This window comes from Arthrobacter agilis (assembly GCF_030816075.1).
GTDB classification, from domain to species: domain Bacteria; phylum Actinomycetota; class Actinomycetes; order Actinomycetales; family Micrococcaceae; genus Arthrobacter_D; species Arthrobacter_D agilis_E.
In genome coordinates this window covers 3,351,513-3,374,494 of the sequence record NZ_JAUSXO010000001.1, presented here as the reverse complement: position 1 = coordinate 3,374,494, position 22,982 = coordinate 3,351,513, and the positions used below count along the sequence as shown (strand labels likewise).

Below are 22,982 nucleotides of genomic sequence, written 5' to 3'. Positions count from 1 at the left end.
CCGTCCCGGGGACCCCTTGCGGGGGTGCGCGCGGGCCACGAAGGATGGGGTCATGGACTTCACACCCAGCAGAGCAATCGTCACAGGCTCCGATTCCGGCATCGGCCGGGCCACGGCCATCGCCCTCGCAGCGGCGGGCTGTGATGTCGGCGTCACCTGGCACTCGGACCAGGAAGGCGCCGAGGAGACCGCGCGCCTCGTCCGGGAGAAGGGCGTGCGGGCCGCCGTCGCACAGCTCGACACCACGGACGCTCCCGCATGCGGCGACGTCGTCGACCAGCTCGCCGGGGAACTCGGCGGCCTCGACGTGTTCGTCAACAACGCGGGCGTCAACGGCGGCACCATGTTCATGGAGACCGACTGGGACACCTGGCGCGGCACCATGGGCGCCAATCTCGACGGCGCCTTCGTCTGCCTCCAGCGGGCCGCCCGCCACATGATCGACGGCGGCAAGGGCGGGCGCATCATCGCCGTCACCAGCGTCCACCAGGAGCAGCCCCGCGTGGGCTCGGCGGCCTACGACGCCTCGAAGCACGGGCTGGGCGGGTTGATCCGTACCATCGCGCTCGAACTGGCCGACCGCGGCATCACGGCGAACGCCGTCCTGCCCGGCGAGATCAACACCCCGATGAACGCCTCCGCGGACCAGGACCCCCGCACCATGGACCGCCCCGGGATCCCGGTGGGCCGGCCGGGAGCACCGGAGGAGATCGCCGACGTCGTCGCCTTCCTCGCCTCCGGCGCCTCCAGCTACGTCAATGGGGCGTCCTTCGTCGTGGACGGCGGGATGCTCCTCATGGGCCCGCAGGCCGGCTCACACCTCACGAGCGGGGACTGGCGCACCCTCTGAACCGGCCGATGTGAGGAATGCCACAGTTTTAACAGCACGTTCATGCGGCGTTCAGGAGAGGTGGCTAGCGTGAGGAGTCCCGATCCCCTGCGAAAGGCCCGCCATGGACACCCCCCTCCCCCCTGCCAGTGATGCCGACCTGCAGGACTGGTCGGGCTTCGAGCGTGGCGAACACGTCACCCTCCAGCACGCGGCGGGGACGCAGCTCCGCGGGGTGCTGGACATGAGGACCGACGATGCGTCGGTGGTGTGGATCCAGCTGAACGACGGCGGTGGCCGGCGGCTCGTGCACCGGGCCGACGGCTACCGGCTGCGGCGCGGCTGATCCGGGGGCGGATCATCCCGTCCACCTGATATCCGTCTTGGGTTCACCTTTTCGCCACCTGTAACGTGGCGAGGGTGAGAAACCGTGTGCCCCTGTCGCTGTCCCTCGCCGTCGTCCTCGGTCTCACGGCCTGCGGCTCCGACTACCCGCTGGGACCGGAGCAGGAAGCAGCGGCGCAGCGCGGGGACACGAGCCTGCAGGGCGCGGTGACCGGATCGGGATCCTCCGCGCAGGGACCGGCCATGGACGCCTGGCGCTCGGGCTTCGCCACCCTCTACCCGCGTGCGCAGGTGCAGTACTCGCCCGACGGCTCGGGTGCGGGACGGGGTGCGCTGCTCGCGGGTGCCGTCGGGTTCGCCGGATCGGACGCCTATCTCAGCGACGAGGAGCTCGCCGAGTCGACGCAGGCCTGCGGGCCGGGCGGTGCCTTCAACATCCCCGCCTACATCTCCCCGATCAGCATCGCCTTCAACCTGCCCGGGATCACGGAACTGGATCTCGACGCCGCCACCGTGGCCCGGATCTTCCGGGGGGAGATCGCGGTGTGGAACGACCCCGTCATCGCGGCCCAGAACCCGGGGGTCGAACTCCCCGCGCGGCCCATCTCGGCGGTCAGCCGGTCCGACGACTCCGGTACGACGGAGAACTTCACCGATTACCTGCATGCCGTCGTGCCCGAGGTCTGGACCGAGGAACCCGACGGCACCTGGCCCTCCGGACTCGAGAACGAGAACGCCAAGGGCAACGCTGGTGTGGTCAGCACCGTGGCCGCCACCGAGGGCGCGGTGACCTATGCGGACGATTCCGCCGTCGGGGACCCCCTCGGCCGCGTGTCCCTGAAGGTCGGGGACGCCTACGTCCCGGCAGGCCCGGAGGCAGCCGCGGCCGCCGTCGACCTCGCGTCCCGCGTTCCGGACCGTGCGGACTACGACATCGCACTCGACCTCGACCGGACCACCGGGGCACCGGGCGTTTACCCGCTGGTCCTGGTGTCCTACCACGTCTACTGCGCGCGTTACGAGAACGAGTCGACCGCCGCCGTCGTCCGCGCCTTCGGTACCTATGCCGTCAGCCCGGAGGGGCAGGAGGCGGCCGCGGAGGCGGCGAAGAGCTCACCCATCTCGCCCGACCTGTCACAGCTGGCCACCGAGGCGATCGCGTCGATCGAGGTCGGCGAGATCCCCTAGGACGAGAACGAGGCGGACCCCCGGGGGGATCCGCCTCGTCCTGCAGTCCGTGCGTCAGCTGATGCGTGGTCCGCCCGAATCGGGGTCGTTCGTCGAGGTGTCCGGCAGCGTGCTGTTGGCCGGCATCGCGTCGGAGCCACCGGTCGGCGGGGCGGCGACGTCCCCGCGCCAGGCGCCGGTCTCCCCACCGCTCTTCTCGATGAACTCCTTGAACCGCTTGAGGTCGCCCTTCACCTGGGCGGCATCGGCATTCACGACGGCACCGACCTTCTCGGTGAACGTCTCGGGGTGCCAGTCGATCTGCACCATGAGCCGCGTGGTGCTCTCATCGAGGCGGTGGAAGGTCACCACGCCGGCGTGGGATTCGCCGTCGGTGCTCTTCCAGGCCACCCTCTCGTCGGGGTGCTGTTCGGTGATCTCGGCGTCGAACTCGCGCCGCACGCCGCCGATGCTCGTCACCCAGTGGGTGGAGGTGTCGGAGGTCTGCGTGATCGACTCGACGCCCCCCATGAACCGGGGGAAGCTCTCGAACTGGGTCCACTGGTTGTAGGCCGTGCTGACCGGTACTGCTACGTCGATAGATTCCTGCACTGAAGCCAAAAGGTTCCTCCTTCGTAGAGACTCCGGCGCCGCCCCCATCCCCTTCCGGGGGATCGGACACAGCTAACCATAAGTCCCCTTAGCGTATGTAGATCGGGTGGAATTGGCCAACGCGCGGGTCTAGGGTGAAAGGAGTCCATCCGGCGGGACCCGGCGTGTCCGAACCCCGCCAGGAGCAGGAAATCTAGCACTGGAGGATTCATGAAGGCTTCACCCACCCTCACGGACAACATGCAGGCCGTCCTGGTCGACCTCATCGAACTGCACCTGCAGGGCAAGCAGGCCCACTGGAACGTGGTCGGCAAGAACTTCCGCGACCTCCACCTGCAGCTGGACGAGATCATCGACGACGCCCGCACCTTCGCCGACGAGATGGCGGAGCGCATGCGCGCCCTGCACGCCGTCCCCGACGGCCGCAGCGTCGCCGTCGCCGAGGGCACCAGGATCCAGCCGTTCCCGGCCGGGCTCGTCTCGACCAAGGACACCGTGGGCCTCGTGGTCAACATGCTGAACGCCTCCGTGAAGACCATGCGCGACGTCCACGACCAGATCGACGAGGAGGACCCGACGACGGCGGACCTGCTGCACGGGTTCATCGCGAAGCTCGAGCAGTACGCGTGGATGGTCGACGCCGAGAACATGGAGCCGACCGCGGAGGTCGTCACGCCCGTCGGCACGGAGCACGCGACCGTCTGACGCACGGCACCCGTCCGATCGGAAGGGAGGCACCGGCCGGTGCCTCCCTTCCCGTGTCCGGAGCGGGGACCCGTCGCCCGCCCCCTGAACATCAGAGAAGGACAGCAGAAATGGATGGACACCCCTGCCACGTGATCGTCATGGGGATCTCCGGATCGGGCAAGACGACCATCGCCACGCGCCTCGCCGAGCAGCTCGGCTGGATCTTCGCCGAGGCCGACGACTTCCACCCCGCAGCCAACATCGCCAGGATGAGCTCCGGGACACCGCTCACCGACGAGGACCGCCGACCGTGGCTGGAATCCCTGCGGGACTGGATGACCGCCCAGGCACGCGCGGGCCGCAGCACCGTGGTGACCTGCTCGGCCCTGCGGCGCTCCTACCGCGACGTCCTCACACAGGCCGAGGGCAGTGTGCGGTTCGTGCACCTGCTCGGCGACACCGGCCTCATCCTCGAACGGATGAAGACCCGCAGCGGTCACTTCATGCCCGAGTCCCTGCTGCCCTCCCAAGTCAGCACACTCGAGCCCCTGCAGCCCGACGAGCAGGGCATACGGATCGAGAACACCGGGACGCCCGACGCCGTCACGGCCGCCGTCATCGACCGGCTCCGCCTCCGGCACGGCCACAGCTCGTCCCTGCCCGGCCAGGACGGCTAGCAGGTCCGGCGCTCCTCCGGGAGCACAGGCGCCTGTTGCGGGCGCAGGGGTGCGATGCCACGGTGGAGGAAACGAGAGGAGCGTGGCAATGGACCCCGTAGAGCAATGGTGGACGCGCGTGGACATCGAGGCGAAGCAATGGCTCCGGGAGCACCCTGGTGCCGAGGACCTGCCGGAGTCCGTGAGGACGGCGGTCACCGAGGCGGGTGGCCCGGGGGGCGGCGGGCTCGATGAGGACACGTGGCAGTTCATCGACCTCCAGTCCGAGACCCCGGACTAGGCGGCGGCCATGCAGCGGTTCGACGGCAGAGTCGTCATCGTGACAGGGGCCGGTTCGGGCATCGGCGAGGCCACGGCCCGGCGCTTCGTCGCCGAAGGGGCGCGGGTGGTCCTGACGGATTCCGTCGCGGACAAGATCGACGCCGTCGTCGCGTCCCTGCCCGAGGAGCGGGCGACGGCGGTCGTCACGGATTCATCCGACTACGGGCAGGTGGCCGTCATGGTCCAGGAGACCGTGCAGCGGTACGGGCGCCTGGATGTCCTCGTCAACAACGCGGGCACCATCACGCAGGGCACCGTGCAGGACACGAGCGTCGAGGACTGGCATCGCGTTATCGAGACCGACCTCTCCGGCGTGTTCTACGGGACGAAGGCCGCCCTGGAACACCTCCTGGAGAGCAAGGGGTGCATCGTCAACGTCTCCTCCGTCTCCGGCCTCGCCGCGGACTGGCGCATGAGCGCCTACAACGCGGCCAAGGGCGGGGTCAGCAACTTCACGCGGGCGGTCGCACTGGACCACGGCAAGGACGGCGTGCGGGTCAACGCCGTCGCGCCGGGCTTCATCTGGACGGTCCTCACGAGCGACGGTGAGCCGCACCGGCTCTCCGACGAGTTCGCGGGGCGGATCGCGCTCGGACGCGGTGGCCTGCCGGAGGAGGTCGCCGCCGCCATCACCTTCCTCGCGAGCGACGACGCGCGCTTCATCACCGGCGTCGTGCTCCCCGTGGACGGCGGCACCATGGCCAGCAACGGCCAGCCCGCACAGGCCTGAGCCGGCCCTACAGCAGCGCCGCGAGCGAGCGGCCCACGGTACGGCCGGAGAAGATGCAGCCGCCCAGGAAGGTCCCTTCGAGGGCGTTGTACCCGTGGGCGCCGCCCCCGCCGAACCCGGCGGCCTCTCCCGCGGCGTAGAGTCCGTGGATCGGGGTCCCGGCCGCGGTGAAGGCCCTGCCGTCGAGGTCCGTCTGGATGCCCCCCAGGGTCTTCCGCGTGATGATGTGCAGCTTCACGGCGATCAGCGGACCGGCGGCGGGGTCGAGGACCTTGTGGGGACGCGCGGTCCGGGTCAGCCGGTCCCCGAGGAACCGGCGTGAGTTGTGGATGCTCATGACCTGCACGTCCTTGGAGTAGGCGTTGTCCAGTTCCGCGTCCCGCTGCCTGATCTGCCGCTCGATGAGCCCGGGATCGAGCAGCGGGGTGTCGGTCAGGGCGTTCATGGCGTCCACGAGTTCCGGCAGGGTGTCGGCGACCACGAAATCCTCGCCGTTCTTCTTGAACGCCTCCACGGGTGGTGGCGCACCCTTGCCCAGCCGGCTCCGGAGCAGCAGCTTCAGGTCCCGGTCCGTGAGGTCGGGGTTCTGCTCCGACCCCGAGAGGGCGAACTCCTTCTCGATCATCTTCTGCGTCAGGATGAACCACGAGTGGTCATACCCGGCGATATCGGGCGTGGTGCGGAGGATCTTCAGCGTCCCGATCGTGTCGTGGCCGGGGAGGCCCGGCGCGGGCAGGCGCCGTCCGAGCGCGTCGAACCACAGGGAGGACGGGCCGGGCAGGATCCGGATGCCGTGCTGCGGCCACACCGGGTCCCAGTTCCGCACACCCTCCGTGTAGTGCCACATTCGGTCCCGGTTGACCAGGCGGACGCCGGCGTCCGCCGCGATGTCGAGCATCCTGCCGTCCACGTGCTCCGGGACACCGGTGATCATCCTCGCCGGCGGCGTGCCGAGGCGTGCGGGCCACCAGGCACGGACCTGCTCATGGTTGCCGCCGATCCCCCCGCTGGCGATCACGACCGCCTGCGCCCTCAGCTCGAAGCTCCCGACGGCCTCGCGGTTCGAGGAGACGCCACGGGCGGCGTCGTCGGGCGCCAGGACCGTCCCGTGCACACCGGTCACGGTGTCGCCGTCCAGGACGAGGCCGTCCACCCGGTGACGGAAACGGAAGGTCAGGGCCCCCTCCTCGGCGGCTGCCCGCGCCTTGTCGGCGAACGGCTCGGAGATCCCGGTGCCCGTACCCCACGGCACATGGAACCGCGGTACGGAATTGCCGTGGCCGGCCGCCGTCCCGCTTCCCCGCTCGGCCCAGCCCACGAGCGGGGTGAACTTCACGCCCTGTTCCTCGAGCCAGGGGCGCTTGTCCCCGGCGGCGAACTCGACGTACGCGCGGCCCCACCGGGCGGCCCACTCGTCCTCGGGCAGCTCGCCGTGCAGCCGGTCCCAACCGGCGGAGCCCTGCCAGTCCTGCCAGGCGAGGTCGAACGAATCCTTCACACCGAGGCGCCGCTGCATCGGGGTGTCCACCAGGAAGATCCCGCCGAAGGACCAGAACGCCTGGCCGCCGAGGTTCCGTGCGTTCTCCTGCTCGACGACGATCACCTTCCGGCCCGCCCTGACCAGCTCGTTGCTCGCGACGAGTCCGGCGAGTCCGGCACCGATGATGAGAACGTCTGCGTCCATGGGCTGCTCCGGGTCGTGGCGGGCGGTCACTGCGTGGCGTGACCGGCAGGTCCATTCTGCACCGCCGCTCCGGCGGGAACCGTCAGCGCCGCTTGCCCCGCGTGCCCGACGGGCGGGCCGGTTTCCCCTGCTGCTTCCCCTGCTGCGGTTTCCCGCCGCCCTTCTGCGTCCTGCCCCCGGCGGTCCCCTGCTGGGCCGCGGCCTTCTTCGCGGCCGCCTTCTGCGACGCGCTCTTCTTCGGCGCCTCGCGCTGGGAGGGCTGCCTCGAACTCTGGGCCGTCCGCCCGCGGACGATGCCGATGAACTCCTCGACGTCGTCGGACTCGTCCTCCGTCCGCCAGGCGATGCCGATCGTGGTGACGGGCAGGCCGGGGACGGGCCGGTGCACCGCGTCCTTCCGCGCGTACAGGCGGGCCAGGGACATGGGCAGGATCACGACGCCGGCCCCCGAGGCCGCTACCTCGACGGCCGTCCTCGGGCCGCCGCACTCGCCGACGTCGAGCAGGGTCTCCCCCTCGAGGTCCTCGAGCGGCACGTCCTCGTAGAGCGAGAGCTCGTTCTCCCGCGACATGACGGCCACGGGCTGCTCGTCGTAGAGGGGGATCAGGTGGATCCCCGCGCGGTCCACGGGCAGCCGCACGAAGACGACGTCGTCGGATGCGTCCCGGAGCGCCACCAGGGCGTCGTCGTGCTGGTGGAGCTCGAGGGGCGTCTCCGGATGCCGCTCGCGCCACCGGGCCACCCACTTGCCCGGCGTGACACCCGGGACGAAGCCGACGGACAGGATTCGGGGCTGGTCGGCGGGCACCTCCTCACAGTAGCGCCTGGCCCTCCCCCGCAGATGTGGCCGTTAAGCTGGGATCATGAATCCCCCGAAGACCCCCCAGACCCTGAAGCCCGCCACCGCGGCCAAGAAACTGGGCATCTACCTGCCCGCCGCTCCCCGGGATTTCCAGGAGACCGAGCTGACGCGTGCGGAGTTCAACGAACTGCAGCAGACACCGCCCGAGTGGCTCGCAGACCTGCGCCGCACCGGCCCGCACCCGCGCCCCGTCGTCGCGCAGAAGCTCGGCATCTCCATCAGCGGCCTGGCCCGCGGCGGGATCACCGACCCCCTGACGAGCGAGCAGATCGGTACCCTCCTGCAGGATCCGCCTGCGTGGCTGGTCGCCGAGAGGTCCACGCAGGCAGCGGTCCGAGCGGAAGCCGCACGGGTCAAGGAGCGCGACGACGCCCGCAAGGAGACCGGCGACTGAGCCCGGGAGCAGCTCCGGGACGGTGCGCCGCCAGGGCGCCGGCTTCCCGCAGGAGCTGCTGGAAGCCGGCGCGCCGGCGGTGGACGAGCCGTTTCAGGGCGCCTGATCGACATGTTCCGGGGCCTCAGGAGAAGCATTTCCCCACGCCGGCACGGTGATTGACTTAATCGAACACGTATTCGAATATTAGGGAGTGACGCCTCCAGCCGCCGGCCATCCCCTCGCCTGGGACGAGCCCCTCCCCGACTCCGAGGACACGTCACATCCGGACCCCGCCGGCCGCCCGGGGAGGTCCACGGCCGATGTCGCCCTCGGCCTCCAGGCCCGCATCAACAGCATGCAGGCCGGCACGCTCGATTCCCGGCGGCTGCCCACGGTTCCGGCCCTCGCCCGGATCCTGCCCGGCGGGGGCCTCCAGTCCGGCGGTTCGTACTCCGTCCGGAACTCGACCTTCCTCGCGATGGCCCTGCTCGCCGGGCCCTCCGCGACGGGCGCGTGGTGCAGCGTGGTCGGTATGCCCGATTTCAGCGTGGAGGCCGCGCAGGGCTTCGGCATCAACCTCGAACGCCTCATCCTGGTCCCCGATCCCGGACCCCAATGGCTCACCGTCACGGCGGCCCTCGTGGACGTCGTCTCGATCGTCCTGGCACGCTCCCCGGAACACCTCGCCCCCACCGAATGGGCGCGTCTGAAGGCGAGGCTGCGCCAGCGTGGTGCCGCCCTGATCACCCTCGGCAACTGGAAGCAGAGCGATTCGACGATCGGGGTGGCCGAGAGCGCCTGGGAAGGCCTCGGTTCGGGGACCGGGCACCTCCGGGCACGCTCCATGAAGATCACCGCCACCCAGCCCTCGGGGCGGCTCCGCCACGCCTACGTGGGACTCGCGGACCTTCACGGAGCCCCTGCGGGCACCGCGTTCCCGGGCCCCCCGCAGCAGCACCTGCACGACGACGCCCCCGAGGCGGCACCCGGGCCGGCGTCCGGGACCCTGTTCGAACCCCGGCTGATGAAGTCCTCATGACGCCGACCCTGCCCGCCGGGTCGTCCGGACCCGCCGGTACGGCTCCGGCCACCCGGACCATGATGCTCTGGTGCCCGGACTGGCCCATCACCGCGGCGCTGCGCGAGCACGCGTTGCCCGCCGAGACGGCCCTCGTCCTCGTGGACCGCGGGGAGGTCTTCGCCTGCTCCCCGGCGGCACGCGAGGACGGCGTGAAGCGGGGCCTGCGCATCCGCGAGGCCCAGGCCCGCAGCAACGGACTCGTGTCCCTCCCGTACGATCCGTCGCTCGACGAGCGCACCTTCGAGCCCGTGGCCGTGGCCGTGGAGGCCGTCCTGCCCGGCGTGCAGGTCATCCGCCCGGGATTGTGCGCCATCAGGGTCAAGGGACCGGCGCGCTACTACGGCAGCGAGCGCAACGCCGCGGACGTGGTCCTGCAGGCCCTCGCCGCCATGGGCCTCACCGATGTGCGGATCGGTATCGCGGACGGACCCTTCGCCGCCGAGCTGGCGGCCAGGGCCACCGACCAGCTCGACGACGACGTGGAGCAGCTGGTCGTCATCCCGCCGGGCGGCTCGCCCTGGTTCCTCGGCAGCTATCCCCTGGAGGTCCTCGAGCAGCCCAGGCTCACGGTGCTGCTCAAACGCCTCGGCATCCGCTCCGTCGGTGACTTCGCGGCGCTCAAGGCCTCCGACGTCCGCAACCGCTTCGGCATCGAGGGGGCCATCGCCCACCGCCAGGCCAGCGGGCTCGACCACCGGAGCGTCGTCGCCCGGACACCGCCGCCCCACCTCGACGTCACCGCCGATTTCGAGCCGCCCCTCGCCCGCATCGACCAGCTCGCATTCGCCCTCAGGGGCCGGGCCGGGACGTTCGTCGACGCACTGCGCGAGGCGGGCCTCGTATGCACTGCACTGCATGTATCACTGCAGACCGAGGCGGGTGAGGCGTCGGAGCGCCGGTGGCAGCACCCGCGCTGGTTCGACGCCGACGACGTCGTGGACCGCGTACGCTGGCAGCTCCAGGGCACCAATGCCTCCGATCACGGCCTGACCTCCGGCATCACCCGGGTCCACCTCGTCCCCGAGATCGTCGAGGACCTCGCTGACCACGCGGACGGCCTGTGGGGAACGGGACCGGACGAAGGCATCCACCACGGACTGGCCCGTGTGCAGAGCATGCTGGGCCACGGCGCCGTGCTCACCGCGATCATCGCCGGCGGGCGTCTCCTGGCGGACCGCCGCGTGTACATCCCGTGGGGGGACGCGCCGGCGGGGCAGCAGTCCGCGAAGGTACCGGTGAAGGACCGCGACCAGCCCTGGCCGGGCCGGTTGCCCGGTCCGGCCCCCGCGACCGTGTTCGCCGAGCCCGTTCCCGCCGTCGTCGTCGACGCGCACGGCAACCCGGTGGATGTGGACCCGCGCGGCCTCCTGAGCGCCGATCCGGCCTTCTTCAGCGCGGGGCCCGACGACGTCCGCCGGCCCGTGCACTCCTGGGCGGGCCCGTGGCCGATCAACGAGCGCTGGTGGGACCCGAAGGGGCGCGTACTCAACCGCTTCCAGCTGGTGGACCACTCGGGGTCCGCCTGGTTGCTGCTGCTCGAGGACCACGCGTGGTGGCTGGAGGCCGGCTACGACTGACGGCGGGACCCGCCACCACGACAACTGCAGGACATCCGGACAGGGAGGGACGCCATGGGCTGGAACAATCCGCCGATCCCCTGGTCGGCCTTCGAACGGAACCTCTCGGCCACCCGGCCGGGCGCACCGCCCCTCGGGGCCGACGGCGGCGACAGTCCCGCCTGGTCGCGGAAGCGCGGGCCCTACACGGCTCCCGCGGAGGCTTCCGCTCCCGAGGGCCCGGTGGTGCCCTACGCCGAACTGCACGTCCACTCCAACTTCAGTTTCCTCGACGGGGCGTCGAGCCCCGAGCACCTCGCCGAGGAGGCCCAGCGGCTCGGTCTCACGGGTATGGCCTTGACCGACCACGACGGGCTGTACGGCGCGGTGCACTTCGCGGAGGCCGCCGAGAAGTACCCGGGATTCTCGACCCTGTACGGCACGGAGCTGTCCCTCGGCCTGTCCAAGCCGCAGAACGGCGAAGCCGACCCCGAGGGGCGGCACCTGCTCGTCCTCGCCCGCGGGTCGGCCGGCTACCATCGCCTGTCCACGGCCATCACCGAGGCCCAGCTCGCAACCGACGCCGAGAAGGGGAAACCCCGCTACAGCCTGGAGCGCCTCGCCGGGCACGCGCAGGGTCAGTGGATGATCCTCACGGGCTGCCGCAAGGGAGCGGTGCGCTCGGCGCTCGTCACGGACGGCGAGGCAGCCGCCGAGGCCGAACTGCGGATGCTCGTGGACCTGTTCGGCCGGGAGTCGGTCGCCGTCGAGCTCATCAACCAGGGCAATCCGCTCGACACCGCCCACAACGACGCCCTGGCCGCCGTCGCCGCCCGCCTGGGACTACCCACGGTCGCCACCAACAACGTGCACTACGCCACCCCGAAGCAGCACCGCCTCGCCTCCGCCCTCGCCGCCGTCCGGGCCCGCCGGAGCCTGGACCAGATGGACGGCTGGCTGCCCGCCGCCGGATCCGCGCACCTGCGCAGCGGGGCGGAGATGGTGCGGCGGTTCCGGGACTATCCCGGGGCCGTGGAGCGCACCGTGGACATCGCCGCGGATCTCGCCTTCACCCTCCGCAGCGTGAGGCCCGGGCTGCCGAACATCGACCTCCCGGAGGGCCACACCCAGATGAGCTACCTCCGCGAACTCGTCTGGCAGGGCGCCGACAGGCTCTACGCGAACCGGGCCGACGTCCGCGAGCGCATCGAACGCGAGCTGGAGGTGATCGAGGACAAGAACTTCCCGGGGTACTTCCTGATCGTCCACGACCTCGTGCACTACGCCCGCCGTAACGGCATCCTGTGCCAGGGACGGGGATCGGCCGCCAACTCGGCCGTCTGCTACCTGCTCGAGATCACGGCCGTGGATTCCATCAAGTACCAGTTGCCCTTCGAACGGTTCCTCTCGAGCATGCGCGACGAGGAACCGGACATCGACGTGGACTTCGACTCGGACCGCCGCGAGGAGGTCATCCAGTACGTCTACCGCAAGTACGGGCGCTTCAACGCCGCCCAGGTGGCCAATGTCATCACCTACCGTCCCAAGTTCGCCGTCCGGGACATGGCCAAGGCCCTCGGCCACAGCCCGGGACAGCAGGATGCCTGGTCCCGGCAGATCGAGCGGTGGGGCGGCCTCGTCTCGAGCAGCGACCACGACATCCCGGACGCCGTGGTCGGCCTGGCGCAGGAGGTCCTGAAGTTCCCGCGCCACCTGGGCATCCACTCGGGCGGGATGGTGCTGACGGACCGGCCGGTAGGCGAGGTCTGCCCCATCGAGCACGGACGGATGGACGGCAGGACGGTCCTCCAGTGGGACAAGGACGACTGCGCCTGGATGGGACTGGTGAAGTTCGACCTGCTGGGCCTCGGCATCCTCGCGGCCATCCAGTACAACTTCGACCTCGTGGAGCGGCACTTCGGCGAGACATGGGAACTGCACACCATCCCGAAGGAGGAGCAGGGCGTCTACGACATGCTGTGCTTCGCGGATTCGGTGGGCGTCTTCCAGGTGGAGAGCCGAGCCCAGATGGGCATGCTCCCGCGCCTGCAGCCCCGCCAGTTCTACGACCTCGTCATCGAGGTGGCCCTGGTGCGGCCCGGCCCCATCCAGGGCGGCGCCGTGCACCCCTACATCAAGCGGAAGATGGGCGAGGAGGAGGTCCGGTACATCCACCCCGACCTCAAGCCCGTCCTCGAACGCACCCTCGGCGTACCGCTCTTCCAGGAACAGCTCATGCAGATGGCCATGGTGGTGGGCGGCTGCACGGGGGCGGACGCGGACCTCCTGCGCCGCGCCATGGGCTCCAAGCGGGGTGAGGAGCGGATCGACTCCCTCAAGGCGAAGCTGTACGAGGGCATGGCATCCAACGGGATCACCGGCGAGGTCGCCGACACCATCTACGACAAGATCCACGCCTTCGCGAACTTCGGCTTCGCGGAGAGCCATTCGATCAGCTTCGCGCTGCTGGTCTACGTCAGCGCCTGGCTGCGCCTGCACTACCCCGGCGCGTTCCTCGCCTCGCTCCTGCGCGCCCAGCCCATGGGCTTCTACTCACCGCAGACCCTCGTGGCCGACGCCCGGCGGCACGGCGCCGTCGTCCTGCGCCCCGACATCCTGCACTCCGGGGTACACGCCGACCTCGAGCCGCTCGAGGGCTACGACCCGCCGGCGGACCCCCGCGGAAGGACCACCGGCATGGACTGCTGCACCGAGGACGAGCAGGCGCCCGTGGGGTACTTCGACCCGGACACGCCGTTCGACTCCACACACCACCGTCGCGACGGCAACTACGCCGTGCGGCTGGGGCTCGCCAGCGTGGAGTCCCTCGGGGTGAAGCTCGCGGAGAGGATCGTGACGGAGCGGGAACGGAACGGGCCCTACGAGGACATGCCGGACCTCGCGCGGCGCACCGGCGTCAACGCGGGCCAGCTCGAGGCCCTGGCGGCGTCCGGCGCGTTCGACTCGATGGGCCTGAGCCGCCGCGAGGCGCTGTGGAACGCCGGCCCCGCATCGACCGAACGCGAGGGCCAGATCAAGGGGACCGCCGTCTACATCCAGCCACCGCTGATGCCCGAGCTCTCCGACATCGACAAGGTCGGCTCCGACCTCTGGTCCACGGGCATCACCCCCGACGACCACCCGGTGCGCCATGCCAGGGGCAGGCTGCAGCGCCGCGGTGCCCTGACCGCCGTTCAGCTGAAGACGGCGGAATCCGGCCGGAGGATCGAAGTGGCGGGAGTGGTGACGCACCGGCAGAGGCCCGCGACCGCGAGCGGCATCACCTTCATGAACCTCGAGGACGAGACAGGGCTGGTGAACGTCATCTGTTCCGTGGGAGTCTGGCAGCGCTACCGCCGGGTGGCGCGGGAAGCCAGCAGCGTGATCGTGCGCGGTGTCCTCGAGCGGTCCACCGAGGGCGTCGTCAACGTCGTCGCGGACCGCATCGAGGTCCTGCAGCTCAAGGCCACCACCAAATCCCGCGACTTCCGCTGAAAAAGCCGCTGACGGGGAACGACGAAGGACCCCCGCTCAGCGGGGGCCCTTCGTCGTCGATCACATGTGCGCGAGGGGGGATTTGAACCCCCCACACCCTTTCGGATACTGGCACCTGAAGCCAGCGCGTCTGCCGTTCCGCCACTCGCGCAATTTCGAGATTCCAACTCCTGCGCCAGGCGCCGGTGTTGTGAACAGCAGAGTCAAGCATAGCGGAGCCGGGCGGGAATCACCTAAACGGCACCGCCGCTCCGGCCGGCACCGCCCCCGGCGGAATGCCGCAGGGACGGATCGTTAGGACAAAGTAATGCTCCGGACCCGCGGGTGAAGCCCATTCCCAGAGCCTCCCAGTAGTATCGGATGGAACATGCCCGGCCGGACATCACCGTGCCCAGGACCGGGAGAGGCCCCTCGGCATACTGCCGGCGGGCTCCGACACCACACGGCGACACGAGGGAGGAGGCGACGTATGGGCATTCTCGACAATGTGGAGCGCGGACTCGAAAAACTGGTCCGGGGAGCCTTCACCACGGGCTCGCGTTCCCAGGTACAGCCCCTCGAGATCGCCAGCGCCCTCCGTAAGGAACTGGACACCCGTTCCCTCGTCCTGTCGCAGGGCCGCACCCTCGCCCCCAACGTCTTCACGGCGCGCCTGTCCGATTCGGACTTCGAGCTCGCCCAGCGGTGGGGCTCCGCCCTCGCCGAGGAACTCTGCGACGTCGTCATCGCGCACGTCAACAGCCAGCAGTACAGCCTCCAGGGGCCGGTCCGGGTCTCCTTCGAGCACGACCCCGACCTGAAGGCCGGCGTCTTCGAGATCGATTCGTCCATCGAGAAGCAGGCCGCCGCCCGCCGGCCCGCAGGACCGACCGCCCCCGCGGCCCCGCGCCACCAGCCCACGCGCTACCAGCCCATCCTCGAGATCGACGGGCAGCGCTACTCGATCAACTCGGGGTCCATCGTGCTCGGTCGCTCCTCCGAGGCGGACATCCTCGTCGACGACACCGGTGTGTCACGGCGCCACCTCGAGATCCGCACGCACGAGGGACGCACCTACGCCGTCGATCTCGGCTCCACCAACGGCAGCTACGTCAACGGACAGCGCGTCGCCGGGCAGACCGAACTCACCGATGGCTCCACGATCACCATGGGACGCTCCCGCCTGACCTTCCGCCTGGTACCGACGCAGAACGGAGGGGCCCAGCGATGAGCGAAGCCGGGGAACTGACCGTCACGCTCCTGCGCTTCGGCTTCCTGATCCTGCTGTGGGCCCTCGTGCTCAGCACGGTGGGCGCCCTGCGCCGCGACCTCGTGGTGGGCCGGCGCAACAAGGTCGGCACGCCGACGGCCCGCGAGATCCGCAAACACCCCGAACTCGTGGAGGAACCGGCCCCGGCACGCGCCTCCGCCCGGCAGCTGGTCGTCACGGAGGGTCCGCTGACGGGGACCACACTGGACCTCGCAGCGAGTCCGATCCTCCTCGGACGGGCCCAGGAGGCCACCCTCGTCCTCGAGGACGACTACGCGTCGGGCCGCCACGCACGCCTGTTCCCCCAGGGCAGCCGCTGGTTCATCGAGGACCTCGGGTCCACCAACGGCACCTACCTCGCCGGTGCCCAGCTCACCCGCGCCCTGCCCGTCGAGCCGGGCGTCCCCATCCGGATCGGTAAGACGGTCATCGAATTGAGGCCGTAGGCGTGCCGCTCGCCCTGAGGTTCGCCGCCCGCTCCGATGTGGGCATGGTCCGTGCGAAGAACGACGACTCCGCCTACGTGGGCCGGTACCTGGCCGTCGTCGCCGACGGCATGGGCGGCCATGCCGGCGGCAACGTGGCCTCCGCCTCCACCGTCCTGGACCTGATCCACCTGGACCACGGCACCCACCACGGCAAGGCCGGCACCCACTTGGCGGACGAGATCCAGACCGCCAACTCTCTGCTCTCCGAACTCGTCGCCACCAACCCGCAGCTCGCGGGGATGGGTACCACCGTGACCGCGATCCTGCTCGAGGACACGAAGCTGCAGCTCGCCCATATCGGTGATTCACGCGCCTACCGCCTCAAGGACGGGGTCTTCGCGCAGATCACCACCGATCACACCTTCGTCCAGCGCCTCATCGACGAAGGCCGCCTCCGGCCCGAGGAAGCGGAGGTCCATCCGCACAAGAACGTGCTGATGCGTGTCCTCGGCGACGTCGATGCCAGCCCCGAACTCGATCTCGAGGAGTTCGACGCGGAGCCCGGCGAGCGCTGGCTGCTCTGCTCCGACGGCCTGAACGCGGTACTCAACGACCGCATCGTCGAGCAGGTCATGCGGGAGACGAAGGACATCCGCGCGTGCGTCGACACGCTCGTCGAGCTGACCCTCGCAGGGGGTTCGCCGGACAACATCACCATCGCCGTCGTCGAGGTCATCGAAGCGGACGACGACGACGCCGTACCGCCCGCCTCGATCCCCCCTGCCCGGCAGGCCGCCGGGGAACGGGACAAGCCCGACGAAGCAGCGGCCGCGCACGGGATCGACCGGAACGGGGACCTCCCCGGGGCCGCGATCCGCGCCGACATCATCCGCCAGGACCTCCTGACCCGCCCCCACGTCCTCGTCGGATCCGCGGCCCTCGCCACGGAGACCGGGCAGATCCCGATCGTGACGCAACGCTCCACCGAGCGCCGGGCCGCGATGATGCTGACGCACAAGGCCGATCCCGAGAACGGCGACGCCGGGGAGGACACCGGGCACGAGACCGGGAAGCGGAGGCGGCGCTGGATCGTTCCCGCCTTCCTGTCCCTGATGACGCTCATCCTGGTCGCGGTCCTCGGCCTCGGCTACACCTGGACCCAGACGCGCTACTACGTGGCGGAAGCCGAGAACCGGGTCGCCATCTTCACCGGCGTTCCACAGCGGGTGGGACCGATCAGCCTCAGCGAGCTCTACGAGATGACGGACATCCCCGTCTCTAACCTCCCGGAGTACCAGCGGTCGCAGGTGGCGAAGACCCTTCCCGCGGCCGGCCTGGAGGAGGCCGAGCGGATCGTCAACGATCTGCGCAGCGAACTGCGGGCCGTGACCTGCGATCCTGCCACTCCGGCAACCCCCTCCGCCGCGCCGTCCGCGACGGCGGAGGCTTCTGCCGGCACCGCTCCAGCGGCGACACCCTCGGCGGCCCCTTCCGCGACTGCCTCGCCGACTCCTTCCCCGACCGCGGGAACGTCCGGAACACCGGATCCGTCAGCGACCCCGACCCCGTCGGCGGCACCCTCGCCGCGACCGGGCCCTTCGTCCCCTGCCATCGACTGCGGAGGTGCAGCCAATGAGTGATGTCCTGACCGCGCCCCGGTCGCGGCGCAACATCGAGCTCGTGCTGCTGGTCCTGGCTCTCGCCGTGGCCGTCGGCGCCAACTACCTGGCGGGAATCGGACGGGAGGAGCCCTTCAGCGACTACTTCTGGTCGATGACCCTGACGCTCGGCCTGATGAGCCTGTTCATCCACGTCATCCTCCGCTTCCGCGCGAAGTATGCCGATCCGGTGATCCTTCCGCTGGTCGTCGCGCTGAACGGTATCGGGCTGGCGATGATCCACCGCCTCGACCTCTCCGCGGCCTCCGACATCACACCCGTCGCGCCGCAGCAGGTCCTCTGGACGGCCGTGGCCATCGGAGCGGCGGCCGTCCTGCTGATCCTGTTCCGGGATCACAGGATCCTGCGGCGGTTCACCTATATCTCCCTGATCGTCAGCGCCGTCCTGCTGTTGCTGCCCCTCACCCCGCTCGGCCTGGAGATCAACGGCGCGCGGATCTGGATCTCCGTAGGGGTGGGCACCTTCCAGCCCGGCGAGATCGCGAAGATCACCCTCGCAATATTCTTCGCCGGGTATCTATCGACGAACCGGGACCTCATCCTGCTGGCCGGCAAGAAGATCGGCCCGCTGCAGTTCCCCCGGTTCCGCGACCTCGCGCCGATGGCGGCGGCCTGGCTGGTCAGCATCGGCGTCCTGATCTTCCAGCGCGACCTCGGCTCCTCGATCCTGTTCTTCGGGCTCTTCATGGTGATGATCTACGTGGCGACGAGCAGGGTCAGCTGGGTGCTGATCGGCCTCGCGATGATCGGCGTCGGCGTCTTCGTGGCCCTCGAACTGTTCAGCCACGTGGCGCTCCGCTTCGATTCCTGGATCAACGCCTTCAGCCCCGACGTGTACGACCGCGCACCGGGTGGGAGCCGGCAGGTGGTGCAGGGCCTGTTCGGGCTCGCCAACGGCGGCCTCATCGGCACCGGACTCGGTGAGGGACGGCCCGACCTGGTCACCTATGCCAACAGCGACATGATCATCGCCGCGCTGGGCGAGGAACTCGGACTCATCGGCGTCGTCGCGATCGTGATGATGTACGTGATCCTCGTATCCCGCGGCATCCGCGCCGCGCTCGGGACGAAGGACGGGTTCGGGAAGCTCCTCGCGTGTGGCCTCTCCTTCACCATCGCGCTCCAGTGCTTCGTCGTGATCGGCGGCATCACGCGCCTGATCCCGCTGACGGGCCTCACCACCCCGTTCATGTCCGCGGGCGGGTCCTCACTGCTGGCAAACTGGCTCATTGTGGCTCTGCTCCTCCTGATCTCCGAGACGGCCCGGCGCCCGGCGCCGACGGAACCCATGAAGGACTCGTTCCCCGAGGCGCTCGGCGTGAACGGGAAGCCCGTGAAGAAGAGACCCGAGAAGGAGGCAACCCGATGAACCAGGCCATCCGCAGCGCGTGGGTCGTGGCGATCGGCATGTTCGCCCTCATCCTCGGCTCCCTCACCTACGTCCAGTTCTTCCAGGCACAGGCGCTGAACGACAACGACTGGAACAGCCGCCAGCTGTACCAGGACTTCGGCCGGCAGCGCGGGGCCATCCTCGTGGACGGCCGGGCCATCGCCGAGTCCGTCCCGTCGGACGATGCGTTCAACTTCCAGCGCGTGTACAACGAACCCGAGCTCTACGCGCACCTGACCGGCTACTACTCCCTGTCGCTGGGCTCCACCCAGCTCGAGGACAAGGAATCGAGCATCCTCTCCGGGACCAGCAGCTCGCTGTTCTACGACCGCGTCGTCAGCCTGTTCTCGGGCGTCGAGGCGCAGGGTGCGTCCGTGGAGCTGACGATCGACCCGGAGATCCAGCAGCTCGCGTCGGACCTGATCCCCGACGGGCAGCGCGGCTCGATCGTCGTCACGGAACCGTCCACGGGCAACATCCTCGCGATGGTCTCCAAACCGACCTACGATCCCAATCTCCTCTCGGGGCACGACACGGCGATCATCGAGGAGAACGTCGCGGGTCTGCTGGAGCAGCCCGGGCTGTCCATCTACACGAATCCCGCCACCCAGTCCCTCGTGGCCCCGGGGTCCGTCTTCAAGCTCATCGACGCCGCAGCAGCCCTCGAGTCCGGGAAGTACGACGCCGAGTCGGAGATCCCCAACCCGCCCGCCCTCGAGTTCCCCGGCATCGAGTACACACTGCCGAACTTCGTCACCGGCGGGTGCGCCAGCAGGACGACGGCGGACCTGAAGTTCGCGCTCGAGCAGTCCTGCAACACGCCCTTCGCGCAGATCGCCCTGGACCTCGGTGAGGAGACCATCCAGGAGCAGGCCGCGAAGTTCGGCTTCGGCGAGGAACTGACCATCCCGACGCAGGTCATCGCAAGCAGCTTCCCCTCGGACCTGACGGATCCCGAGCTGGCGCAGTCCGCCGTCGGGCAGTTCGACACGCGCGTCACCCCCCTCCAGATGGCCATGGTGGCCTCGGCGATCGCCAATAACGGTCAGCTGATGAAGCCGCAGCTCGTCAAGTCGATCCGCGCCGCCGACCTCGAGCTGATCGAGTCGCCGCAACCCGAGGTGCTCCGCCAGTCGGTGAGCCGGGAGACGGCGGACCAGCTCACCGACTGGATGGTGAATGTCGTGGACAACGGCACGGCGACCGGGGCGCAGGTCCCGGGCGTCGAGGTGGCAGGCAAGACAGGAACGGCGGAGGTCTCCGCGACCGGTGACAACGCCTGGTTCACCGGGTTCGCGCCGGCGGACGACCCGCAGGTGGCCATATCGATCGTGATGGAGAACGTGGACATCCCTACTGGTCAGCAATTGACTTCACCCAGTGCCAAGAGACTCATAGAGGCGGTGTTGAACAGATGAGGCCCACGTCAGGAATCACCCTGGGCGGCAGATTCGAACTGACCGAGCGCATCGCTATCGGCGGCATGGGCGAGGTCTGGAAGGCACGCGACCAGATCCTCGGACGCGTCGTCGCGATCAAGATCCTCAAGGAGGAGTACTCCGGTGACCCGGCCTTCCTCAACCGCTTCCGGGCCGAGGCACGCCACACCGCGCTGCTGAACCACGAGGGCATCGCCAACGTGTTCGACTACGGCGAGGAGGCCGGGTCGGCCTACCTGGTCATGGAGCTCGTGCCGGGGCAGCCGCTGTCGGCCGTGATCGAGAAGGAGCAGGTCCTCTCACCCGACCGCACCCTCTCGATCATCGGGCAGACCGCCACGGCCCTGGCCGTCGCGCACCGGCAGGGTCTCGTGCACCGCGACGTGAAGCCGGGCAACATCCTCGTGCTGCCCGACGGCCGGGTGAAGATCACCGACTTCGGCATCGCCAGGCTCGCCGACCAGGTTCCCCTGACCGCCACCGGGCAGGTCATGGGGACGGCGCAGTACCTCGCGCCCGAGCAGGCCACGGGCCAGCCGGCCACCGGCTCCTCCGACATCTACGCCCTCGGCGTCATCGGGTACGAGCTGCTGGCGGGCCGTCGCCCGTTCTCCGGGGAATCCCAGATCGCCATCGCCCTGGCCCAGGTCAACGACGCGCCGCCGCCGCTGCCGGAGTCCATCCCGCGACCGGTCCGTGCACTCATCGGTTCCATGCTCGCCAAGGATCCCGCCGAGCGGCCGCGTGACGCCGAGTCGCTCGCGCGCGCCGTCGACGCCATCCGCGCCGGCAACGTCCGTGCCGCCGAGGCGGCGGTGCCCGGGATGCTCGCCTTCGGGGCCGGGCCCGGCACCCCGACCGCGGCCGTCCCCCGCCAGGACACCCAGGCGACGACGGCGGTGCCCTCGGCGAACACCTCCGCCCTGCCCACCGTGGCGGCACCCGCGGCGGCCGGAGCCGCGGCAGGGATCGCCGCCTCCAGGGACTGGTCCCAGGAGGACATCGACCCGGCGGAACCGCACCGGCCGGACCAGCAGTACCGGGACGAGGAGAACCGCCGGAGCCCCTGGCTGATCCCGCTGATCGTCCTGCTGCTGCTGGCACTGGCGGCGATCGCGTTCCTCATCTTCCAGCCCCTGCTGGCCGGGGACGACTCGGGCGACGCACCGGTGGAGTCGAGCACGTCCGCGAGCGCCACGCCGTCACGGTCCCGCGCGTCCACGCCGTCGCCGTCGCCGTCGTCCAGCTCTCCCGCGCCGACCCCGGAGCAGACGACGAGCGGGCCGGAGGAAGTCATCCTCTCGCCGAGCGAGTACAGGGGCATCACCGAGGCGGAGGCGACCCAGCGGCTCATCAACCTGGGATTCGGGGTGAACATCGAGAGGCAGTTCGCGGAGCAGGACCAGGGCATCGTCCTCGACATCAATCCGAGCGGGGCCCAGGTCCCTCCCACCACGATCACCCTCGTCGTCTCCGACGGCCCCGAGCCGGTCGAGGACGTGACCGTCCCGGGCGGGTTGCAGGGACAGGATGCCGCCGCCGTTGAGCAGATCCTCGTGGGCCTCGGTCTCAGGCCGGTGAACGTGGGAAGCGAGGAGTCGCAGCAGCCGGTGGGCACCGTGATCCGTCTCAGTCCCGGGCCAGGAGCCGTTCTTCCCCCCGGCACGGAGGTGGACTACGTCGTCTCCTCCGGTCCGCCCCCCACCCAGGCACCCACCCCGCCGCCGACTCCCGCGGCGTCGCCCACGGCGACCACAGGGCCATGATCCGCGGGATGATGCCGGGCCGGAAGGGCACGGAGTGATGACCACCGACCGCATCCTCAACGGGCGGTACGAGGTCCGCGAGCTGATCGGGCGCGGCGGCATGGCCGACGTGCACCTCGGCCGCGACCTCCGCCTGGGTCGGTCGGTGGCCATCAAGGTGCTGCGCGCGGACCTCGCGCGCGATCCGCTGTTCCAGTCCCGGTTCCGGAGAGAGGCCCAGGCCGTGGCGGGGCTCAACAACCCCACCATCGTCGCGGTGTACGACACGGGCGAGGAGGAGATCCCCGACCGGCCGGAACACGAGGTCCGGGTCCCGTTCATCGTCATGGAGTACGTTGCCGGGCGGACCCTGCGCGATCACGTCAAGGCGGGCGACCTGACACCCGAGGAGAGCGTCACCTACCTCGTCGGGGTGCTGGGCGCCCTGGACTACAGCCACAAGGCGGGGATCGTCCATCGTGACATCAAGCCGGCCAACGTCATGATCACGCCCGACGGCGGGGTGAAGGTCATGGACTTCGGCATCGCCCGCGCCATGGCCGATTCGCAGGCCACGATGACACAGACGCAGGCCGTCCTCGGCACGGCCCAGTACCTCTCCCCGGAACA

19 protein-coding genes, 1 tRNA gene and 2 pseudogenes are annotated in these 22,982 nt (G+C 70.0%); 18 read left to right on the top strand and 4 right to left on the bottom strand.

Going from position 1 to position 22,982, the window contains the following annotated elements; translation table 11 throughout:
- The first annotated feature begins 52 nt into the window (after positions 1 to 52).
- The 3 genes from QFZ50_RS15905 (at position 53) to pstS (ending at position 2,362) form a co-directional block, all read left to right on the top strand.
- Positions 53 to 850: an SDR family oxidoreductase gene (locus QFZ50_RS15905; RefSeq protein ID WP_307085786.1), complete on the top strand. Its 798-nt coding sequence runs from the start codon at positions 53 to 55 to the stop codon at positions 848 to 850.
- A 103-nt stretch (positions 851 to 953) separates the two neighbouring features.
- Positions 954 to 1,175 (top strand): hypothetical protein, encoded by a 222-nt coding sequence (locus tag QFZ50_RS15900; RefSeq protein WP_307085785.1) that lies wholly within the window; start codon positions 954 to 956, stop codon positions 1,173 to 1,175.
- A 74-nt stretch (positions 1,176 to 1,249) separates the two neighbouring features.
- A complete protein-coding gene (pstS, locus tag QFZ50_RS15895) occupies positions 1,250 to 2,362 on the top strand; it encodes a phosphate ABC transporter substrate-binding protein PstS (protein ID WP_307085783.1) in 1,113 nt (370 codons plus the stop codon).
- 150 nt (positions 2,363 to 2,512) lie between these two features.
- Here pstS and QFZ50_RS15890 read toward each other — a convergent pair.
- Positions 2,513 to 2,962, bottom strand: a pseudogene (locus QFZ50_RS15890) (SRPBCC family protein); the annotation flags it as partial.
- 201 nt (positions 2,963 to 3,163) lie between these two features.
- Here QFZ50_RS15890 and QFZ50_RS15885 point away from each other — a divergent pair.
- The 4 genes from QFZ50_RS15885 (at position 3,164) to QFZ50_RS15870 (ending at position 5,368) form a co-directional block, all read left to right on the top strand.
- On the top strand, positions 3,164 to 3,658 hold the full coding sequence (locus QFZ50_RS15885; protein ID WP_307085781.1) for a Dps family protein: 495 nt from the start codon (positions 3,164 to 3,166) through the stop codon (positions 3,656 to 3,658).
- Positions 3,659 to 3,768: 110 nt separating this feature from the next.
- The gene (locus QFZ50_RS15880; protein WP_307085779.1) at positions 3,769 to 4,317 is read left to right on the top strand and encodes a gluconokinase; all 549 of its coding nucleotides are present in this window, start codon (positions 3,769 to 3,771) and stop codon (positions 4,315 to 4,317) included.
- 88 nt (positions 4,318 to 4,405) lie between these two features.
- Entirely contained in the window at positions 4,406 to 4,597 is a 192-nt protein-coding gene (locus tag QFZ50_RS15875) for a hypothetical protein (protein ID WP_307085777.1), read from the top strand.
- A gap of 9 nt (positions 4,598 to 4,606) precedes the next feature.
- The gene (locus tag QFZ50_RS15870; RefSeq protein WP_307085775.1) at positions 4,607 to 5,368 is read left to right on the top strand and encodes an SDR family NAD(P)-dependent oxidoreductase; all 762 of its coding nucleotides are present in this window, start codon (positions 4,607 to 4,609) and stop codon (positions 5,366 to 5,368) included.
- A gap of 7 nt (positions 5,369 to 5,375) precedes the next feature.
- On the opposite strand, the gene QFZ50_RS15865 is transcribed toward QFZ50_RS15870, so the two are convergent.
- Both QFZ50_RS15865 and QFZ50_RS15860 read right to left on the bottom strand, forming a co-directional pair.
- A complete protein-coding gene (locus QFZ50_RS15865; RefSeq protein ID WP_307085774.1) occupies positions 5,376 to 7,052 on the bottom strand; it encodes an FAD-binding dehydrogenase in 1,677 nt (558 codons plus the stop codon).
- An 82-nt stretch (positions 7,053 to 7,134) separates the two neighbouring features.
- The gene (locus tag QFZ50_RS15860) at positions 7,135 to 7,860 is read right to left on the bottom strand and encodes a LysR substrate-binding domain-containing protein (protein WP_307085773.1); all 726 of its coding nucleotides are present in this window, start codon (positions 7,858 to 7,860) and stop codon (positions 7,135 to 7,137) included.
- 55 nt (positions 7,861 to 7,915) lie between these two features.
- Between QFZ50_RS15860 and QFZ50_RS15855 the strand changes: the two genes are divergently transcribed.
- The 4 genes from QFZ50_RS15855 (at position 7,916) to QFZ50_RS15840 (ending at position 14,422) form a co-directional block, all read left to right on the top strand.
- Positions 7,916 to 8,308 carry a DUF5997 family protein gene (locus QFZ50_RS15855; RefSeq protein WP_307085771.1) on the top strand — a complete coding sequence of 131 codons (393 nt, stop codon included), beginning with the start codon at positions 7,916 to 7,918 and terminating at the stop codon, positions 8,306 to 8,308.
- A 193-nt stretch (positions 8,309 to 8,501) separates the two neighbouring features.
- The gene (locus tag QFZ50_RS15850) at positions 8,502 to 9,329 is read left to right on the top strand and encodes a hypothetical protein (protein ID WP_307085769.1); all 828 of its coding nucleotides are present in this window, start codon (positions 8,502 to 8,504) and stop codon (positions 9,327 to 9,329) included.
- Positions 9,326 to 10,948, top strand: coding sequence for a DNA polymerase Y family protein (locus QFZ50_RS15845; RefSeq protein ID WP_307085767.1), 1,623 nt, complete (start codon positions 9,326 to 9,328; stop codon positions 10,946 to 10,948). Before QFZ50_RS15850 ends, QFZ50_RS15845 begins: the two co-directional genes overlap by 4 nt.
- Before the next feature lie 54 nt (positions 10,949 to 11,002).
- Positions 11,003 to 14,422 carry an error-prone DNA polymerase gene (locus QFZ50_RS15840; RefSeq protein ID WP_307085765.1) on the top strand — a complete coding sequence of 1,140 codons (3,420 nt, stop codon included), beginning with the start codon at positions 11,003 to 11,005 and terminating at the stop codon, positions 14,420 to 14,422.
- A 67-nt stretch (positions 14,423 to 14,489) separates the two neighbouring features.
- Here the strand turns inward: QFZ50_RS15840 and QFZ50_RS15835 are convergent.
- Positions 14,490 to 14,573, bottom strand: a tRNA-Leu gene (locus tag QFZ50_RS15835).
- Positions 14,574 to 14,891: 318 nt separating this feature from the next.
- Here QFZ50_RS15835 and QFZ50_RS15830 point away from each other — a divergent pair.
- From QFZ50_RS15830 to QFZ50_RS15800, 7 genes and pseudogenes are all read left to right on the top strand, one after another.
- Positions 14,892 to 15,632: an FhaA domain-containing protein gene (locus QFZ50_RS15830; RefSeq protein WP_307085763.1), complete on the top strand. Its 741-nt coding sequence runs from the start codon at positions 14,892 to 14,894 to the stop codon at positions 15,630 to 15,632.
- Positions 15,629 to 16,117, top strand: a complete 489-nt coding sequence (locus tag QFZ50_RS15825) for an FHA domain-containing protein FhaB/FipA (RefSeq protein WP_307085761.1) — start codon at positions 15,629 to 15,631, stop codon at positions 16,115 to 16,117. The genes QFZ50_RS15830 and QFZ50_RS15825 overlap by 4 nt, the downstream gene beginning before the upstream one ends.
- Before the next feature lie 44 nt (positions 16,118 to 16,161).
- On the top strand, positions 16,162 to 17,739 hold the full coding sequence (locus tag QFZ50_RS15820; RefSeq protein ID WP_307086852.1) for a PP2C family protein-serine/threonine phosphatase: 1,578 nt from the start codon (positions 16,162 to 16,164) through the stop codon (positions 17,737 to 17,739).
- A complete protein-coding gene (locus QFZ50_RS15815; RefSeq protein WP_307085759.1) occupies positions 17,732 to 19,147 on the top strand; it encodes an FtsW/RodA/SpoVE family cell cycle protein in 1,416 nt (471 codons plus the stop codon). The genes QFZ50_RS15820 and QFZ50_RS15815 overlap by 8 nt, the downstream gene beginning before the upstream one ends.
- Positions 19,144 to 20,586 (top strand): peptidoglycan D,D-transpeptidase FtsI family protein, encoded by a 1,443-nt coding sequence (locus tag QFZ50_RS15810; RefSeq protein WP_307085757.1) that lies wholly within the window; start codon positions 19,144 to 19,146, stop codon positions 20,584 to 20,586. The genes QFZ50_RS15815 and QFZ50_RS15810 overlap by 4 nt, the downstream gene beginning before the upstream one ends.
- Positions 20,583 to 22,373, top strand: coding sequence for a protein kinase domain-containing protein (locus QFZ50_RS15805; RefSeq protein ID WP_307085755.1), 1,791 nt, complete (start codon positions 20,583 to 20,585; stop codon positions 22,371 to 22,373). Before QFZ50_RS15810 ends, QFZ50_RS15805 begins: the two co-directional genes overlap by 4 nt.
- A gap of 37 nt (positions 22,374 to 22,410) precedes the next feature.
- Positions 22,411 to 22,941, top strand: a pseudogene (locus QFZ50_RS15800) (protein kinase domain-containing protein); the annotation flags it as partial.
- Positions 22,942 to 22,982: the final 41 nt, after the last annotated feature.

Excerpts from the sequence above, each read along its gene's own strand:
- QFZ50_RS15905 (WP_307085786.1), top strand. The coding sequence starts at position 53 with ATGGACTTCACACCCAGCAGAGCAATCGTCACAGGCTCCGATTCCGGC.
- QFZ50_RS15900 (WP_307085785.1), top strand. The coding sequence starts at position 954 with ATGGACACCCCCCTCCCCCCTGCCAGTGATGCCGACCTGCAGGACTGG.
- QFZ50_RS15885 (WP_307085781.1), top strand. The coding sequence starts at position 3,164 with ATGAAGGCTTCACCCACCCTCACGGACAACATGCAGGCCGTCCTGGTC.
- QFZ50_RS15880 (WP_307085779.1), top strand. The coding sequence starts at position 3,769 with ATGGATGGACACCCCTGCCACGTGATCGTCATGGGGATCTCCGGATCG.
- QFZ50_RS15875 (WP_307085777.1), top strand. The coding sequence starts at position 4,406 with ATGGACCCCGTAGAGCAATGGTGGACGCGCGTGGACATCGAGGCGAAG.
- QFZ50_RS15870 (WP_307085775.1), top strand. The coding sequence starts at position 4,607 with ATGCAGCGGTTCGACGGCAGAGTCGTCATCGTGACAGGGGCCGGTTCG.
- QFZ50_RS15865 (WP_307085774.1), bottom strand. The coding sequence starts at position 7,052 with ATGGACGCAGACGTTCTCATCATCGGTGCCGGACTCGCCGGACTCGTC.
- QFZ50_RS15855 (WP_307085771.1), top strand. The coding sequence starts at position 7,916 with ATGAATCCCCCGAAGACCCCCCAGACCCTGAAGCCCGCCACCGCGGCC.
- QFZ50_RS15845 (WP_307085767.1), top strand. The coding sequence starts at position 9,326 with ATGACGCCGACCCTGCCCGCCGGGTCGTCCGGACCCGCCGGTACGGCT.
- QFZ50_RS15840 (WP_307085765.1), top strand. The coding sequence starts at position 11,003 with ATGGGCTGGAACAATCCGCCGATCCCCTGGTCGGCCTTCGAACGGAAC.
- QFZ50_RS15830 (WP_307085763.1), top strand. The coding sequence starts at position 14,892 with ATGGGCATTCTCGACAATGTGGAGCGCGGACTCGAAAAACTGGTCCGG.
- QFZ50_RS15825 (WP_307085761.1), top strand. The coding sequence starts at position 15,629 with ATGAGCGAAGCCGGGGAACTGACCGTCACGCTCCTGCGCTTCGGCTTC.
- QFZ50_RS15820 (WP_307086852.1), top strand. The coding sequence starts at position 16,162 with ATGGTCCGTGCGAAGAACGACGACTCCGCCTACGTGGGCCGGTACCTG.
- QFZ50_RS15815 (WP_307085759.1), top strand. The coding sequence starts at position 17,732 with ATGAGTGATGTCCTGACCGCGCCCCGGTCGCGGCGCAACATCGAGCTC.
- QFZ50_RS15810 (WP_307085757.1), top strand. The coding sequence starts at position 19,144 with ATGAACCAGGCCATCCGCAGCGCGTGGGTCGTGGCGATCGGCATGTTC.
- QFZ50_RS15805 (WP_307085755.1), top strand. The coding sequence starts at position 20,583 with ATGAGGCCCACGTCAGGAATCACCCTGGGCGGCAGATTCGAACTGACC.